The organism is Pseudomonas sp. PDM21, from assembly GCF_014852505.2.
GTDB lineage: Bacteria > Pseudomonadota > Gammaproteobacteria > Pseudomonadales > Pseudomonadaceae > Pseudomonas.
On the sequence record NZ_CM181223.1, the window covers coordinates 2,930,946 to 2,947,508 of the forward strand.

General features: G+C 66.7%; 10 protein-coding genes. 7 read left to right on the forward strand and 3 right to left on the reverse strand.

The window, feature by feature from the left end; all coding sequences use genetic code 11:
• Positions 1–29: 29 nt before the first annotated feature.
• From IB275_RS13675 to IB275_RS13695, 5 genes are read left to right on the forward strand one after another with little or no spacing between them, the layout of a single operon-like run.
• Positions 30–809 carry an efflux RND transporter periplasmic adaptor subunit gene (locus tag IB275_RS13675; RefSeq protein WP_192295579.1) on the forward strand — a complete coding sequence of 260 codons (780 nt, stop codon included), beginning with the start codon at positions 30–32 and terminating at the stop codon, positions 807–809.
• A complete protein-coding gene (locus IB275_RS13680) occupies positions 806–2,125 on the forward strand; it encodes an efflux RND transporter periplasmic adaptor subunit (protein WP_192295580.1) in 1,320 nt (439 codons plus the stop codon). Before IB275_RS13675 ends, IB275_RS13680 begins: the two co-directional genes overlap by 4 nt.
• On the forward strand, positions 2,122–4,218 hold the full coding sequence (locus IB275_RS13685) for a site-2 protease family protein (RefSeq protein ID WP_192295581.1): 2,097 nt from the start codon (positions 2,122–2,124) through the stop codon (positions 4,216–4,218). The genes IB275_RS13680 and IB275_RS13685 overlap by 4 nt, the downstream gene beginning before the upstream one ends.
• 33 nt (positions 4,219–4,251) lie before the next feature.
• The gene (locus IB275_RS13690) at positions 4,252–5,052 is read left to right on the forward strand and encodes an aspartyl/asparaginyl beta-hydroxylase domain-containing protein (protein ID WP_192295582.1); all 801 of its coding nucleotides are present in this window, start codon (positions 4,252–4,254) and stop codon (positions 5,050–5,052) included.
• A complete protein-coding gene (locus IB275_RS13695) occupies positions 5,040–6,020 on the forward strand; it encodes a sulfotransferase family protein (RefSeq protein ID WP_192295583.1) in 981 nt (326 codons plus the stop codon). The genes IB275_RS13690 and IB275_RS13695 overlap by 13 nt, the downstream gene beginning before the upstream one ends.
• On the opposite strand, the gene IB275_RS13700 is transcribed toward IB275_RS13695, so the two are convergent.
• Positions 6,008–6,499, reverse strand: coding sequence for a GNAT family N-acetyltransferase (locus tag IB275_RS13700; RefSeq protein ID WP_138214443.1), 492 nt, complete (start codon positions 6,497–6,499; stop codon positions 6,008–6,010). The genes IB275_RS13695 and IB275_RS13700 overlap by 13 nt on opposite strands.
• Positions 6,500–6,622: 123 nt before the next feature.
• On the opposite strand from IB275_RS13700, the gene IB275_RS13705 reads away from it, so the two are divergent.
• Entirely contained in the window at positions 6,623–6,925 is a 303-nt protein-coding gene (locus tag IB275_RS13705) for a DUF6916 family protein (RefSeq protein ID WP_138214442.1), read from the forward strand.
• A 23-nt stretch (positions 6,926–6,948) separates the two neighbouring features.
• Here the strand turns inward: IB275_RS13705 and IB275_RS13710 are convergent, their stop codons facing one another.
• The gene (locus IB275_RS13710) at positions 6,949–7,521 is read right to left on the reverse strand and encodes a phage tail protein (RefSeq protein ID WP_192295584.1); all 573 of its coding nucleotides are present in this window, start codon (positions 7,519–7,521) and stop codon (positions 6,949–6,951) included.
• Positions 7,522–7,539: 18 nt separating this feature from the next.
• Complete coding sequence (locus IB275_RS13715) at positions 7,540–8,127, reverse strand: phage tail protein (protein WP_192295585.1); 588 nt, start codon at positions 8,125–8,127, stop codon at positions 7,540–7,542.
• Positions 8,128–8,461: 334 nt separating this feature from the next.
• Here IB275_RS13715 and IB275_RS13720 point away from each other — a divergent pair, with 334 nt between their 5' ends.
• On the forward strand, positions 8,462–16,555 hold the full coding sequence (locus IB275_RS13720) for a DUF4347 domain-containing protein (protein ID WP_494514431.1): 8,094 nt from the start codon (positions 8,462–8,464) through the stop codon (positions 16,553–16,555).
• Positions 16,556–16,563: the final 8 nt, after the last annotated feature.

The following is a 16,563-nucleotide window of genomic DNA, read 5'->3' on the forward strand; positions in this document are numbered from 1 at the left end:
ACTCCGCCGATCTGCAGGGAGAGCTGACAATGCATAAAGGGATCTGGCTGGGTTTTGGGGTGTCGCTGTGCGTGGCGGGAGCGGCCTATGCCGCGGACCCCGCTCAGGACGACCCCTTGCTGTCGAGCCCGCCGTCCTCCGCTGGTTCAGGCGATGTCCGCGGCATCCTGCGGGCGCGGGACCAGGCGATGCTGTCGAGCGAGCTTGCCGGGCGCATCCTGGAAATGCCGTTCGCAGACGGTCAGTCCTTCCGCAAGGGCGATGTGCTGGTGCGCTTCGACTGCTCGGCCTATCAGGCCCAGCTCAATGCTGCCCAGGCCGGCGCCAAGGCGGCCAGCGAACAACTGGGTCACAACCGCCAGCTGGCGGCGCTCAACTCCGTGGGGCGCTTCGAGGTCGCACTGGCCGAAGCCAAGCTCTCCGAAGCCCAGGCGCAGGCGCAGGTCTACAAGGTCCAGGTTGGCCGCTGTGCGGTCGTCGCACCCTTCGACGGCCAGGTGGTGCAACGCAAGGCGCAGCCGTTCGAGAGCGTCTCCGGCGGTGCGCCGCTGCTGGAAATCGTCGACAACCGCAGCCTGGAAATCCGCCTGCTGGTGCCTTCGCGCTGGGTGTCCCGGTTGAAGGTGGGGCAGTCCTTCACTTTCGTGCCCGATGAGACTGGCCAGCCGCTGCAGGTGGAAGTCAAACGCCTGGGCGCACGGATCGACGAGGGTAGCCAGATGCTGCCGCTGATTGCTTCGCTGCCGGGGGACGCCAAGGGCCTGCTGGCTGGCATGAGTGGCACCGCGCGCTTCGCGGAGACGCCATGAACGCCCCGCAGGTCGGTCTGGCCGAGCGGGTCTTCGCGCAGTTTCTCGCTCTGGAGCGGCAGGCGCGGGCTTGCTCGACGGTGGAGCAACTGGCGTATCTCATGGTCAACGACGCCCAGGCGCTGTTCGGTTACCGCCATGCGGCGCTGATGATCGCGGGCAAGGTCCGGGCGCTCACCGGCATCAGCGTGGTGGAGCCCAACGCCCCCTTCGTGGCTTTCGTCGAGCAGGCTTGCGGCCAGTTGCACCAGCACGATGCGCTGGGCAAGGCGCAGCGCGTGGACTTCCAGCAGCTGGGCGCACAACAGCAGATCGATTGGCAGGAACTCTCCGCCGGCGAGGTCTTCTGGTTGCCGCTGGCTGATCGTCACGGCGCAGTCTTTGGTGGCCTCTGGCTGGCCCGCGAGCAGTCGTGGAGCGAGGCAGAGCAGGCGTTGCTGGTGCAACTGGGCGATGCCTATGCGCATGCCTGGACGGCCCTGCAGCCGCGCAAGCCGTGGCGGCTGCGCTGGCCGAAGAAGAAGCTGCTGGCGATTGCCGCAGTGCTCTGCCTGCTGCTGCTTGCGCCCGTGCGCCAGTCAGTGCTGGCGCCGGCAGAAGTGGTGCCGCTGGATGGCCAGGTAATCGCCGCGCCGCTGGATGGCGTGATCCAGCAGGTGCTGGTCAAACCCAACCAGGCGGTGAAGTCCGGCGACCTGCTGGTGCGCTTCGACGCCACCACGTTGCAAGCCCAGGCCGATGTTGCCGAACGCTCCCTTGGCGTGGCCGAAGCCGAACTGAAGGCCAATTCACAACGCGCTTTCTCCGATGCCGAGTCCGGCGCGAAGGTTGATCTGCTGGCCGCACGGGTGGAGCAGAAACGCGCCGAGCGTGACTATGCCCGCGACCTGTTGGCCCGTGCCGAAGTGCGGGCGCCGCGTGACGGCATTGCGGTGTTTGCCGACGCTGAACGCTGGACCGGCAAGCCGGTGCAGACCGGCGAGCGCCTGATGGAGCTGGCGGATCCGCACCAGGCGGAGCTGCGCATCGACCTGGCAGTGGGTGACGCCATCGTCCTCGAGCCAGGCTCGGAGGTCGTACTGTTGCTCGATAGCGATCCGCTACGCCGCCATGACGCTCGTCTGCAGCGCGCGGCGTACGAGGCCCAGACCACTGCCGCCGGGCAACTGGCGTATCGGCTGGACGCGGCGTTCGACGAGGCGCCCCCGCGCATCGGCCTGCGCGGCACCGCCAAGCTGTATGGCGATCGCGCCCCGCTGGCCTATTACCTGTTGCGCCGGCCGCTGGCGGCAGCGCGGCAGAGCCTGGGCCTGTGATGCTGCCGGCGCTGCGACCGGACCTGCAGCTGTCGCCAGCCGCACCGGCGCTGGACGGAGCACCGCAATGGACGCTGGCCGACCCGTTGCGCGGGCGCTACTTCAAACTCGGCGGCGCTGCGGTGCGGCTGTTGCGCCACTGGGCGCTGGGCGACCCGCAGCGGGTGCTGGGGGCGGCCAATGCAGAAACCGGAGAGTCCCTGGGGGCGCAGGAGCTGGAAGAGTTCCTGCGCTTCCTGCGCGGGCATGACCTGATCGCCGCCGTGGATGCCGAACAGCGCGCCAGCTATGGGCAGAAGGCGCAGCTGCAAAAGCGCAGCCTGTGGCAGAAGGTGCTGCACCAGTACCTGTTCTTCCGGATTCCGCTGTGGCGCCCGGATGCCTTTCTCAATCGCGCCTGGCCGGTCCTGCAGCGCAACGGCGGGTGGATACTGCGCTGGGGCTTGCCGCTGGTGTTCGCCCTCGGGCTGTTCCTGGTGGCGCGGGACTGGCAGCGCTTCCTGGCGACCTTCCCGCATCTGTTCAGCCTGGGCGGGGCGCTGGCCTTCGGTGTTTCGCTGACCTTCGCCAAGCTCTGCCACGAGTTCGGCCATGCCTTCATGGCCAAGCGGGCCGGTTGCCGGGTGCAGAGCATGGGGGTGGCGTTCATGGTGATGCTGCCGATGTTCTACACCGACGTCAGCGATGCCTGGCGCGTCAGCGACCGACGTTCGCGGCTGCTGATCGGCGCCGGCGGAGTGCTGGCCGAACTGGTGCTGGCGGTGTTCGCGCTGCTGGCCTGGTCGCTGCTGCCGGACGGGCCGCTTCGCACCTCGGCCTTCATGCTGGCCAGCGCCACCTGGATCACCACGGTGCTGGTGAACCTCAATCCTTTCATGCGTTTTGACGGCTACTTCCTGCTCACCGATCTGCTCGGCGTGGAGAACCTCCAGGCGCGGGCTTTCGCGCTGTGTCGCTGGCGGCTGCGCGAGGCGCTGTTCGGCTACGGCGAACCGATGCCTGAACCCTGGCCCTTACCGTTGCGCCGGCGTCTGCTGATCTGGGGGTATGGCTCGTGGATCTGGCGCGCGGTGCTGTTCTTCGGTATCGCGCTGGCGGTCTACCACCTGTTCTTCAAGCTGCTGGGCATCTTCCTGATGCTGGTGGAGCTGGTCTGGTTCATCGGCCTGCCGATCTGGCGGGAGCTGCATGAATGGTGGCAGCGCCGCGAGCAGGCTGCACCGCACAAGGTCGTCGGGCTTGGCCTGGCGCTGCTGGCTCTGCTGGCTCTGCTGGTCGTGCCCTGGCGCAGTGCCGTGGAAGTGCCGGCGCAGCTGGAGGCGACGCGTGCCGTGGCGCTGCATGCACCGGCGGCTGCCCAGGTCGGGCGACTGCTGGTGCGCGATGGCCAGACGGTGGAGCAGGGCGAGTTGCTGCTGGAGCTGACTTCACCGGACCTCGATGCCAGACAGCTCATCGTGCGCCGCGAGATCGATCTGCTGCAGTTGCAGTTGCGCCGTCAGGCCGGCCGTAGCGAGACGGCTGCCGATGTCGGCATTCTCGAACAACGGCTGGCGGAGTCGGTGGCCCAGTACCGGGGCCTCGCTGCCCAGCGCGAGCGCCTGCAACTGCGCGCGCCGCAGGCCGGGGTCATCCGCGACCTGCTGCCCGACCTGAGCCCGGGGCGATGGTTGAAGCCTGCCGATGTGCTGGTGCGTGTGGTGGAGCCAGGCCTGCGCCTGCGCGGTTATCTGGCGGAGGCCGACCTGTGGCGTGTGCAGAGCGGTGCGCAGGGGCGCTTCATCGCCGACGACCCGGCCCGCCCTGCCGTGCTGGTGCAGCTCGATGAAGTGGACGCCAACGGCGCGGTCTTCGTCGAACTGGAGGCGCTGAGCTCCGATCATCATGGCCCGATTGCCGTGCGCCGCGATGCCCAGCAGCGCGCGGAGCCGGTCCAGGCACAGTACGGTGTGCGCCTGAGCCTGCGCGATGCCCCGTGGGCCCTGGCGCAGCCGCAGCGCGGCATGGTCGTACTGGACGGCAGTGGGCAGTCGATCCTGGGGCTCGCCTGGCGGCGGCTGGCGGCATTGGGTGTGAGGGAAAGCGGATTCTGAGGCGGCGGCTTTTCTCGGAGCAGGGAGAGTTCCATGAGCGCGACATCGTTACCCCGCTGCGCCCGGCTCGCGCTGGACATCCCGTTGCAGCCGTTGCTCGACGCATTGGCTGCCGTGGACCAGACGGCGTGGCAAGGGCATTTCAACAGTGGCTTCTACGAAGGGGACTGGAGCGGCGTTGCACTGATCACCCCCGATGACGCCCTGATGCCGCTGGCGCCGGGGCAGGGCGCAGCGCTGGCCAGCGACCTGTTGCGGCGCAGCGCGGCCTGGCAGGCCGCACTGGGCGCATTCCGTACGACTATCCGTAGCGCGCGCCTGCTGCGCCTGGGCTGCGGCTCGCGGATTCACGAGCACTGCGATCCTGATCTGGGGCTGCCCGACAGTGACCTGCGCCTGCACCTGCCGTTGCTGAGCCCTGAGGGCGTCGAGTTCCTGGTGGACGGGCTGCAGGTGCCGATGCATCCGGGCGAGTGCTGGTTCATCGACCTCGCCCGCCCACACCGGGTCGACAATCCGGGGCCCGGGGAGCGCATCCATCTGGTCCTCGACTGCCAGCGCAACGACTGGCTGCTGGCGTTGATCGAGCAGGGGCTGGCGGATACGCCGAACCTGCGTCCTGGTCGGGCGGCCCTGGCATTTGAGCAGTTCCGCGTGCAGGTCGCGCAGGAGCCTGAGCTCGCCCAGGCGCTGCGCTCGATGACCGACAGCGCAGACTTCGTTGCGCGGGTGGTCGCTCTGGGGGCCGCTCGCGACCTGCACTTTTCCGCCGCTGAAGTTCGCGCCACGATGCGCCTGGCCCGCAGAGCCTGGAGTGACCAATGGAGAGCTTGAGCCCCGTGCTGGACCTCAGTGGCTGGCGGCCCATTCGTGCCTGGTGTGACGCACGGGACTGGCGCCTGGACTGGTGCTGGTTCGGCGAGCAGCGCCTGACCCGACCATTCTTCCATGACGACGTGGAGCAGGCCCTGCGCCTGCCTTTCAACCTGGCGTTCCGTCGCGAAACCGGCCTGACGGAGCTGCTCGATTGGCAGCGCGCGAGCCCCGGCTTGGCGCCGAGCCTGCTGGTCTTCCACGCCTCGCGCTGCGGCTCGACGCTGTTGGCACAGATGCTCGCCGGGCTCGACAGTCACCTGGTGCTGTCCGAGCCCGGTCCGCTGGATAGCCTGTTGCGCAGTCACTACCTCCACGAGTGGGAGGCAGGCCAGCAGGAGCGGGCCGTCATCGCGATGCTGTCAGCGCTGGCGCAGAACGCGGGGCCGCCGGCGCAGCATCTGGTGGTGAAGCTCGATGCGTGGAATCTATTCGAGTTGCCGCTGATTCGCCGTTGCTTCCCCGAAACGCCGTGGATCTTCCTCTACCGCGACCCGCTGGAGATCGCTGCATCGCACCTGAAGATGCCGGGCATGCAGATGATCCCGGGCCAACTGAGTCCGTCGCCGTTGAACCTGGTCGATGAGCCGGTGGCACCCCGCGAGGAATACATCGCTCGACGCCTGGGGCGGTTACTGGCGCTGGCGGTGGAAGCGTGCCGCGGACAGGGCGGCCTGGCAGTGGCTTACGAGGAGTTGCCGCAGGTATTGGGCGGACGCCTGCGCGAGCGCCTGCGGCTGACGTCTGGGCAGGTCGAGCAGGCCATGGCGGTGAGCCGGCAGAATGCCAAGCGTCCGGGTGAGGCTTTCGTGGCGGACTCCCGCGACAAGCGCAACTCCGCTTCTGCGCTACTGCGTGACAGTGTGGCTCGTTGGGCCGATGCGCCTTACCGGGAGCTGGAAGCGTTGCGCAGGGATCAGGCGGGTTGAACGGGCTCGCGGCGCATCTGCCATTGCGCTTCGTCCGGCGCTCCTCCCAGGCTCTCGAAGCCCAGGCGCTGGTACAGGCGCACTGCAGGATTGTGGCGCATCACCGCGAGCTCAAGCGCCTTGCCCTGATGGTCGGCGTGGGCGACGACCTCGCGCAGCAGCTGCTCACCCAAACCGCGTCCGCGCTGATGCAGTTCGAGACCGATTTCGAGGATGCGCAGGCTGTCCGGGCGGTCGTCCAGGGTCAGCACGCCGATTGGTTCGCCGTCGAGCAGGATCAGTTCGGTAAGGGCGTCTGGATAGTCACTGGCGAAGATGCGCTGCTGCAGTTGCCACTGCTGGTCCAGCAGGGCGGGGCAGGCTGCGATCAGCGCCGCGTCCAGGCCGCGCAGTTGCGCGAACAGGCGCTTCAGCCAGGGCTCATCGGCGCTGTCGGCGGGGCGGCGAAGCAGGGTGGGGCGGGTCTTTATCTCGCTCATGGGCTGTTGTAGTTTTCCAGGCTTGGATTTCGTGATCAGGCATTCAGGATCAGGGTTTCAGGCTCAGGTTTTCCAGGTTTCGCGAAGGCGGAGCCTGCCATTCAACGATCAGGGAGTGACCTCATGCTCATCGACCTCCAGGGCCTGACGGCCCAGGCATTCAGCTCTGAACTCGGCCAGGTGTTCACCGCGCACACCGTTCCCGACCCGGTCCAGCTGACCTTGCACAACGTGATCGAAGGACGCGAGGTCAGCGGTGGTTTCCGCACGCCTTTCGCGCTGATCTTCACCACGCCGATGAATGTACTGCTGCTCGAGGCCCAGTATCGCCTGAGCAGTCCTAGCGGACGCGATTACGAACTTTACCTGGCACCGTTGGCGGCGACGGTCGGCGACCAGCGCCACTACCAGGCCCTGTTCAGCTAGGGCCTGGCAGCGGTCCGGGTCGATCAGTTGCGGCTGGGGAAGACCCCGAGGGCACAGATGCACTGGGTCAGCGCCAGATAGGGCTGCAGGATGGATACGGGCAGGTTGCCGCCGGCCGTCGCCAGTGTCACGTTCAGTTGCCCCTGTGCCGGCAGTTGTACCGAGCCCGGCGCGGGGCCGTAGATCTGCACCGTGACGGCGTCACGCCCGGCGGCACCCACCGACTGCGCCAGCGTATCGCTGGTCGTCGCCTGACTGGAGCTGGCTGCGCTGCTGGACTGCTGCAGCAGCACGGTGGCCTCCGCAGTGGCGCCGTGGGTATGGATCGGCAGATTGCTGGTGAGCAGGGTGGTCTGTTCCGTACCGGCCACGGCACCCAGCGGGTAGCTGGCGTTCTGCCCGAGACCTGCGCGTCCGCCAAGATTGGGCAGGCAGAAGGTGTTGACACCGTCGCCACCGTAGGTGGTGCCCAGCAGCGCGTAGAGCGTCTGGTTCTGCGCAATACCAATCTGCTGGCCATTGCAGGTCATCCAGTTTCTCGGCGCGAAGCTGCCGGCAAAGGGTGCGACGACGCCGATATAGCTTTCGACATCCATGTGGTGCTCCTTGAGTCGTCAGTTGCGCGAGGGATACAGCCCGGAAACGCAGATGATGTAGTTGATGGCCTGGAACGGCTGCACGATGGAGAGCGGCTGGGAGCCACCGGCCGGCTGGACGTTGACCGTCGCCGAACTGGACAGAGGCAGGTTCACCGAGCCCGGTGCTGGCGCGTAGATCTTCACGTCGACGGCGTCGCGGCCGTAGGCGCCATTGGCGGCTGCCAGCACCGAGGTAGCGCTGGGCGCGGCCGAAGTGGCCGCTGCCGTGCTGGTCGGCAACGAGGCGCTGAGGGTGCTGACGGCGGCGTGGGTGTGCATCGGCATCTGCGCGGTGGTCAGGGTGGTGCTTTCCGTGCCACCGACCTGACCGAGCGCGTACATGGATGTACCCGGCGACTGGCCCACGCCGACGGGGACGCGGCCCTGCAGGTTGGGCAGGCCGAAGGTGTTCTGGCCGTTGCCGCCGAAGTTGGTGCCCAGCAGCGAGAACAGGGCGGTGTTCTGCTGGACGGCGAGGATCTGCCCGGCGCAGAACATCCAGCCGCGCGGTGCGAAGTTCGGGGCCCAGCCGCTGATCGAGCCGAGATAGGACTGTTCACTCATGATCATTTCCCTACTTTGAGTTGTTATCGCTTCATCACGGGACTGGCCCGCCGACCATTCCGCTGGCGATCGGGCCGAGAGGAAACATAGACGATATCCATGAGAGCGTCGGGCTCGCGGTTATTGATCGAATTGCCGGCAAATGCCGGCTATCGGGCCATTGACGTCAGCTTTCCATCAGGCATTATGGTGAGATCAATCCAATAACAATTTGCCAGCTTGCAGTCGTCGTACCGGAGCCGGTGCGGCTTTGCGTGTGTGCTCTCAGGGAGGAGGCCATATGTTCAGGCATTGGTTCGCGTCGTCGGTCGTTCGCAAGCATCAGTCCGGCGCCATGCGCTCCCCTCTGGCCCTGAGCCTCGAGGCCAGGATGATGTTCGACGGCGCGGTCGCCGCCACCGTCGCGGATACCGCCGCCAGCCAGGGCGCCGATCATCCCGCCGCCCAGGACAAGACACCCACCGACTCGTCCGCCCACGACACCCTCGCCGCAGCCCCCACTGCTTCCTCCGATCAGCGCCATGAAGTGGTGTTCGCCGACAGCAAGGTCGCCAATTACCAGCAACTGGTCGCCAGCCTGAAGCCGGGTACCGAAGTGGTGGTGCTCGACGGCAACAAGGACGGCCTGCAGCAGATCGCCCAGTACCTCAACGGCCGCACCGGCATCGACGCCATCCATATCCTCAGCCACGGCGAAGAGGGTGAGGTGCATCTGGGCAACACCGTGCTCAGCGCCGACAACCTGGCCAGCAAGGCCTCGCAACTGTCCGCCATCGGCGACAGCCTGGATGCCGACGGCGACATCCTTCTATACGGCTGCGACGTGGCCAAGGGCTCCGGCGAAGTGCTGCTTCAGCAGCTATCGGCGCTCACCCGCGCCGACGTGGCTGCCTCCACCGATCGCACCGGCGCCGCGGCCCTGGGCGGCAACTGGACGCTGGAAGCCCACACCGGCAGCATCGAGACGCAGCGCCCCTGGGCTTCCGACAGCGGCCCCGATTATGCCGACCTGCTGGCGCTACCCTCGGCAAACCAGTCGCTGGGCGACATCTACTGGACCAACAACACCGGCGGCAACACGGTGGATGGCTTCACCCTCAGTGAATCCACGGGGGCGGTGCGGGAGAGCTCGCCGGACTCGATCTATTTCAGCACGAGCTCCGTGGCCGACGGGGACAGCAACTACTACTACCAGCTGACCTGGACCGCGGATAACGTCGATCTTGGCAAGTTCGACCTGGACGGCCTGGTGATCCAGTCCTTCGGCGGCAACTACCGGTTGGACGTCAGCGCGATTTCCGGGGGCGCGACGGTTACCCAGTCGTTCACCTTCTCGGGTGCACAGGGGCCGCTGACCGTCAACATCGACAGTTCACTGTTCAACGACATCAGCGGTTTTACCCTGCGTGTCACCCAGCTCAACGGCTCTAAATCGGTTGGCAACATGGACCTGCAGCAGGTCCTTCTCACCGATCTGAAGGGACCCAACGCCGACCCTGTGCTCGGCGGGCTCAATGGCAAGACCGCGAGCTTCACCGAGGACAGCGGGCCGACGCTGATCGATGCGGCGGGCCTGGCCACGGTGAGCGACAGCGACTCGGCGAACTTCGATGGCGGTCAGTTGCGCGTGGCGATCACCTCCGGCCAGCAATCGCTGGAGGACGTCCTGGGCATCCGCAACCAGGGGACCGCTGCCGGCCAGATCAGCGTCTCCGGCGCCAACATCTCCTACGGCGGAGTGCTCATCGGTACTTACACGGGGGGCATCGGCGGCAGCAACCTGGTGGTGACCTTCAACTCCGCGGCCACCGCGGCGGCAGCCCAGGCGCTGGTGCGTAACCTGACCTACGTGAACAGCAACGGGCTCGACCCCAACACCGCAACGCGCACCATCAGCGTGACTGTCTCCGATGGCGATGGCGGCACCAGTGCAGCATCGAACGTCACCCTCAGTGTGATCGCCACCAACGACGCCCCGATGCTCGCGCCGGCCAACAACGTCATCGGCTATACCGAGAACTCCGCCGCAGTGGCGCTGAGCCCCACGCTGACCCTGGTGGACGACGGCAGCAGCTTCCAGAAGGCCACGGTCACCATCAGCGATCTGCGCGTCGGCGACTCCCTCACCGTCGGCAGCCCGGGCGCTTTCGCCACCAGCTACAACAGCGCCACCGGCGTCCTGACGATCACCGGGGCCGGCAATGCCGCGGCGCTGCAGGCCGTCCTGCGCTCGGTGAGTTTTTCCTCCAGCTCGGATGATCCGACCTTCGGCGGTTCCGATACCAGCCGGCAGATCAATTTCGTGGTCACCGACAGCGCTGGCGACGACTCCAACACCGCCGTCGTCCAGGTGGCGATCACCGCCATCAACGACGCGCCGACCCTGTCCGGCGGCCCTTACACCTGGGTGGGTACCAACGAAGACACCAGCTCCCAGGCCGTCACGGTCAGCAGCCTGCTGGCCGGCGTTACCTACGCCGACGTCGATGGCCCTGCCAGCGGAATCGCCCTGACGGCCAGCACCGGCAGCAGCGTCTGGCAGTACTCCACCGATGGCGTGACCTGGACCGATGTCGGCGCGGTGTCCAATGGCAGCGCGCTGCTGCTGTCGGGCAGTACCCTGCTTCGCTATGTGCCCGATGGCAAAAACGGTGGGACGGCCACACTGACTTTCCGCGCCTGGGACCAGACCTTCGGCATCGCTTCCCTCAACGGCATTCGCTCCACCTCCGATACCAGCTCCAACGGCGGCAGCACGGCGTTCTCGACAGGCATCGCGCAGGCAACGATCAGCGTCAGCAGCGTCAACGATGCGCCTGTATTGATCCCCTCCAGCCCGATGCTCAACACGCTGACCGACGGTGACGTGAATAACGTCGGACAGGCGGTTTCCAGCCTCATCACCGGTCAGGTCAGCGACGTGGACACGGGCGCGGTGCAGGGCATTGCCATCACCGGCCTGAACTCCGGCGTCGGTGGCACCTGGCAGTTCAGCCTGGACAGCGGCGCCAGCTGGCAGGACGTCGGTACGGTTTCCACGGCTTCGGCGCTGCTGCTGCGCAGCAGCGATCGCGTGCGCTTCGTGCCCGACGGCGTCCATGGCACCACTGCCAGCTTCACCTTCAAGGCCTGGGACCAGAGCGGCATCACAGCCGGCCAGCAGGGGTTCAAGCTCGATGCTTCCAGCAGCGGCGGCACCACGCCGTTCTCCTTGGTCAGCGATACCGCCAGCGTTACAGTCGTCGAAGTCAATGATGCGCCGACGGTCACTAGCAGTGGCGGCAGCGCGGCGTTCGTCGAAGGGGCGGACGTGGCGTCCACGCCGGTGGTGGTCGACAGCGGCCTCACCGTGTCGGACAACGATTCGCCGCTGCTCTACAGCGCCTCGGTGAAGATCACTGGCAATTTGCGGCCCTCCGAGGATGTGCTTGGATTCACCAACGATCCTGCCACCATGGGTGACATCAGCGGCAGCTACAACGCCGCCACTGGCACAATGACCTTCACTTCCGCCAGTGGCGCCAGCGCGGCCCAGTGGCAGGCAGCGTTGCGCTCGGTGACCTACAGCAACAGCTCGGACACCCCGGACACCACCTCGCGCAGCGTCAGTTTCAGCGTGAGCGACGGCCAGCTCGACAGCGCCGACGCCACGCGCAGCGTGACCGTGACGGCCGCCAACGATTCCCCTCAGCTCAGCCTGCCCGGCGTGATCAGTCTCAGCGAAGACGCTACCGGGATCATTACCGGCATCGTTGTCTCCGACGTCGACGCGGGTACCGGCAACGTTCAGGTCACCTTCACGCTGCCGGCCAACAGCGGCATCCTGTTCGCGACCGTCAGCGGAAACATCGCGGTTGACACGGGGCTCAACACCATCGCCCTCACCGGCAAGGTCGCGGACATCAACGCCTACATCGCCGGGATGAACCTCTTCTACTCGCCGAACGCGAACTTCAACGGCAACGTCACCCTCGGTGTCAGTATCACTGACCTGGGCAACAGCGGTGGCCCGGCGAAGACCGACAGCGGCAGCCTGATCCTGCAGGTCGACGCGGTGAACGATGCGCCGAGCACCCCCGTGGTGCCGTTGTTGCCGGTGAGCGGCAGCGAGGACGTACCCCTGGTGCTGAATGGCATCAGCTTCAGCGACATTGATGCCGGATCGGGTGTGGTCCAGGCGACCTTCAGTGTCGCCCCGGGCAGCGGCACCTTCAGTGCCCTGGCCGGCGCCGGCGTGACGCTGACAGGCTCGGGCACCAACCAGCTGGTGCTCAGCGGCAGCCTCAGCGATATCAACGCCTTCATCGCCGGCAGCCAGGTGAGCTACCTGTCGGCGGCCAACGCTTCGGGCATCGTCATCGTGACGGTCAGCCTCGATGACCGCGGCAATACCGGCACGGGCGGCGCCAAGGTTTCATCGGCCACCTTCAACCTGGACATCAGCCCGGTGAACGACGCTCCGGTGAACAGCGTGCCGGGTGCCCAGACGGTGATCTCGAACGAAACGCTGGTCTTCAGCGCCGGCAATGGCAACGCGATCTCCATCTCGGACGTGGATGTCGCGGGTGGGAACCTGCGCGTGACGCTCGTCGGCATCAACGGTCTGATCACCCTGGGCAGCATCTCGGGCCTGTCGTTCCTGGCCGGTGATGGCACAGTCGATGCCATCATGACTTTCGATGGCTCCCTCGCCGACATCAACAATGCGCTGGCAGGGCTGAGCTTCACCCCAATGGCCGGCTACCACGGTGCGGCTTCGCTGCAGATCATCACCAATGACCAGGGGCAGTCCGGCTCCGGTGGCCAGCAGACCGATACCGATATCATCTCGATCAACGTCGAGCAGCCCAACCCGCGTATCGTCGGCGTCAGTGCCGGCACCCCGGACGGCACCTACAAGGTCGGTGATCAGATTCTGGTCCTCGTCGAGTTCGACCAGAGCGTCAGCGTCGACACCACCTCCGGCAGGCCGAGCCTGCTGCTGGAAACCGGCACCATCGACCGCACCGCCCAGTACCTGAGCGGCGGCGGCAGCAACATCCTGTCGTTCCTCTATACCGTGCAGGCCGGTGACCAGAGTGCGGACCTCAACATTGCCGGCATCGGCGCGCTGTCGCTCAACGGCGCGAGGATCTTCAACGCGCGCCTGGACGATGCCTTCAGTGACCTGCCGGACCCGGCCAGCATCGACAGCCTGGCAAGCCGCGCCAACCTGGTGATCGACGGCGTGGCGCCTGTCGTCAACAGTGTCACGGTGCCGGCCAACGGCACCTACGTGGCGGGGCAGAACCTCGATTTCGTCGTCAACTTCAGCGAGAACGTGATCGTCGACACCAGTGGCGGCACGCCGAACATCCTCGTGACGCTGGATGGCGGAGGCACCGTACTGGCCCAGTACCTCAGTGGCAGTGGAAGCACGGCCCTGCTGTTCCGCCTGGTGGTATCCAGTGGTCAGTTTGACAGCAACGGCATCAGCCTTGGCTCGACCATCCAGACCGGCGGCGGCACCCTGCGTGACAGCGCTGGCAACGACATCAACACAGCCCTGAACAGCGTGGCGAGTACGACCGGCGTGCTGGTCGATGCCGTGGTGCCCACTGTCAGCAGTGTCAGCGTGCCGGCCGGCGCTGCCTACAATGCCGGCGACACCCTGACCTTCACGGTCAACACCAGCGAAACGGTACTGGTCAACGGCGTCCCGAGGCTGCTCCTGGATATCGGCGGCAGCACGGTATTCGCCAATCTGGTTTCCGGTTCCGGCACTTCGACCCTGGTCTTCCAGTACACCGTCCAAGCGGGCGACAACGACGCCGACGGCATCAGTGTGAGCGGTCTGTCTGCCAACGGCGCCACCTTGCGCGACGTCGCCGGCAACAACATGAACCTGACGCTCAACAATGTGGGCGTTACCAGCGGCGTCATCGTCGACACCGTGGCACCGACACCCAGCGCCATCGTCACCCTTGACCCGTCGCCGACCAATGCCGGCAGCGTGCGTTACACCGTGACCTTCAGCGAAGGCGTCAGCGGCGTCGACCTGAACGACTTCTCCCTGGCCAGCAGTGGTACCGCCGCGGGCAGCCTGAGCGTCCTGCAGCAGATCGACGCGCGTACCTACCAGATTACCGTCAGCGGCGTGTCCGGGACCGGCACCCTGGGCCTGAACCTCAACGCCAGCGGAACCGGCATCCTCGACGCGGCAGGCAACCCCCTGAGCGGCGGGTTGACCGGTGCGGTGTACAGCGTCGACCGCGATGCACCGACCGTGACCGCAGTCAATGTGCCGCCGGGTGCGCTCCACAGCGTGGGCGATACCCTCGACTTCGTGGTGCAGACCAGTGAGGGGGTAGTGGTCGGCGGTTCGCCGCAGTTGGCCATCGACATGGGCGGGCGCACCGTTTATGCCGACTACGTCAGCGGCTCGGGCAGCAACAGCCTGGTGTTCCGCTACACCGTCCAGGCCGGCGACAACGACGCCGACGGTATCCAGATCAGCGGGCTTTCCGCCAATGGCGGCTCCCTGCGTGACGGCACCGGCAACAACATGGATCTGGCGCTGCACAGCGTGGGCTCCACCAGCGGCATCATCATCGACACCCTGGCGCCGACGCCCGACGCCATCGTCACCCTCGACCCTTCGCCGACCAGTGCCGGTAGCGTGCGCTACACCGTGACTTTCAGCGAAGGCGTCAGCGGCGTCGACCTGAGCGACTTCTCTCTGGTCGGCACCGGCACCGCCGCCGGCAGCCTGAGCGGTCTGCTGCAGATCGACGCGCGCACTTACCAGATCACCGTCAGCGGTGTGTCCGGAACCGGAACCCTGGGCCTGGATCTCAACGGCAGCGGGACCGGCATCCTCGACGCGGCAGGCAACGCCCTCAGCGGCGGCCTGACCGGCGCGGTATACAGCGTCGACCGGGATGCGCCGACGCCCAGCGCCATCGTCTCCCTCGACCCGTCGCCGACCAATGCCGGCAGCGTGCGTTACACCGTGACCTTCAGCGAGGACGTCAGCGGCGTGGACCTGAGCGACTTCGCCCTGGTCGGCACCGGGACCGCGGCGGGCACCCTGAGCGGTCTGCAGCAGATCGATGCGCACACTTACCAGATCACTGTCAGCGGCGTGTCCGGCACCGGCACCCTTGGGTTGAATCTCAACAGCAGCGCTACCGACATCGTCGACGCAACGGGCAACGCCCTCAGCGGCGGGCTGACGGGTGCGGTGTACAGCGTCGACCGCGATGCGCCGACCGTTACCGCAGTCAGCGTGCCTGCGGGGAGTCTCAACAATGCGGGCGATACCCTCGACTTCGTGGTTCAGACCAGCGAAGCCGTGGTGGTCGACGGCGCACCGAAGCTGGCCATCGACATGGGCGGGCGCACCGTCTACGCCGATTACGTCAGCGGTTCGGGCAGCAACAGCCTGGTGTTCCGCTACACCGTTCAGGCTGGCGACAACGACGCCGACGGCATCCAGGTCAGTGGGCTTTCCGCCAACGGCGGCTCCCTGCGCGACGCCACCGGCAACGCACTGAATCCTTCGCTGAACGGCATCGGTGACAGCCATGGCGTGCTGGTCGATACCCGCGCGCCCACCGCCACCGGGGTCGTGCGGCTGGACCCGTCGCCCACCGGCGCAAGCACGGTGAACTTCCTGGTGACTTTCGACGAGGACGTCAGCGGCGTCGATGCCGGCGATTTCTCCCTGGTGACCAGCAACTCCGCCAGCGGCAGCATACTCTCCGTCGTGCAAGTGGATGCCCGCATCTACCGCGTAACCGTCGGCAGCGTGAGCGGGCAGGGCAGCCTGGGCCTTGCGGTCAACGCCGGCGGCATCAGCGATGCGGCCGGCAACGCGCTGGCGAACTCGCTGCGGGGCGACAGCTATGTGATCGGCTCGCTGTCCGATGGCGATCCGGAGTTCCGTGTCACCACGCCGGGCGTTCCGGCCTTGCCGTCGCCCACGCCATTGCAACCCGATGTGCCGGTGGTTGTCACGCCGCAAGGCACCTCGCCGGTGCTGCCGCCGTCGCTGTTCCCCAGCGAAGGAACCGGTGGCCTGCCACCGCTGGGCAATATCTTCGTGAACAACGGCGCACCGTCGCAGAGCTTCATTGCCCAGGCCTTTGGCAGCTCGTCGTTCGGCGACGGCAGTGGCAAGGGCTTCCTGGGCTTCGGCGGCGGTGACGCAGGCGTCTTCGGCAGCAGCACGCTGGCCGGCATCTTCGATAGCGACGGTTTCGACGACAGCTCGCCGCTGAAGGCCTTCGACCGTCGCAGCGGCGATATCGACCAGGGCATCCGCGGCATCTTCGGCGCGCCGAGCCTGACGCAGCAACTGCAGCAGATCCACGAATCCGAACAACAACCATTGCGCGAGCTGGCCTGGGCGCTGGGGCAAGTAGCCCAGGACCGCGACGCATCCTGATGACCACA

Coding starts and splice junctions, on each gene's coding strand:
- IB275_RS13710 (WP_192295584.1), bottom strand. CDS start 7,521: ATGGATGTCGAAAGCTATATCGGCGTCGTCGCACCCTTTGCCGGCAGC.
- IB275_RS13695 (WP_192295583.1), top strand. CDS start 5,040: ATGGAGAGCTTGAGCCCCGTGCTGGACCTCAGTGGCTGGCGGCCCATT.
- IB275_RS13690 (WP_192295582.1), top strand. CDS start 4,252: ATGAGCGCGACATCGTTACCCCGCTGCGCCCGGCTCGCGCTGGACATC.
- IB275_RS13715 (WP_192295585.1), bottom strand. CDS start 8,127: ATGAGTGAACAGTCCTATCTCGGCTCGATCAGCGGCTGGGCCCCGAAC.
- IB275_RS13720 (WP_494514431.1), top strand. CDS start 8,462: ATGCGCTCCCCTCTGGCCCTGAGCCTCGAGGCCAGGATGATGTTCGAC.
- IB275_RS13705 (WP_138214442.1), top strand. CDS start 6,623: ATGCTCATCGACCTCCAGGGCCTGACGGCCCAGGCATTCAGCTCTGAA.
- IB275_RS13680 (WP_192295580.1), top strand. CDS start 806: ATGAACGCCCCGCAGGTCGGTCTGGCCGAGCGGGTCTTCGCGCAGTTT.
- IB275_RS13675 (WP_192295579.1), top strand. CDS start 30: ATGCATAAAGGGATCTGGCTGGGTTTTGGGGTGTCGCTGTGCGTGGCG.
- IB275_RS13700 (WP_138214443.1), bottom strand. CDS start 6,499: ATGAGCGAGATAAAGACCCGCCCCACCCTGCTTCGCCGCCCCGCCGAC.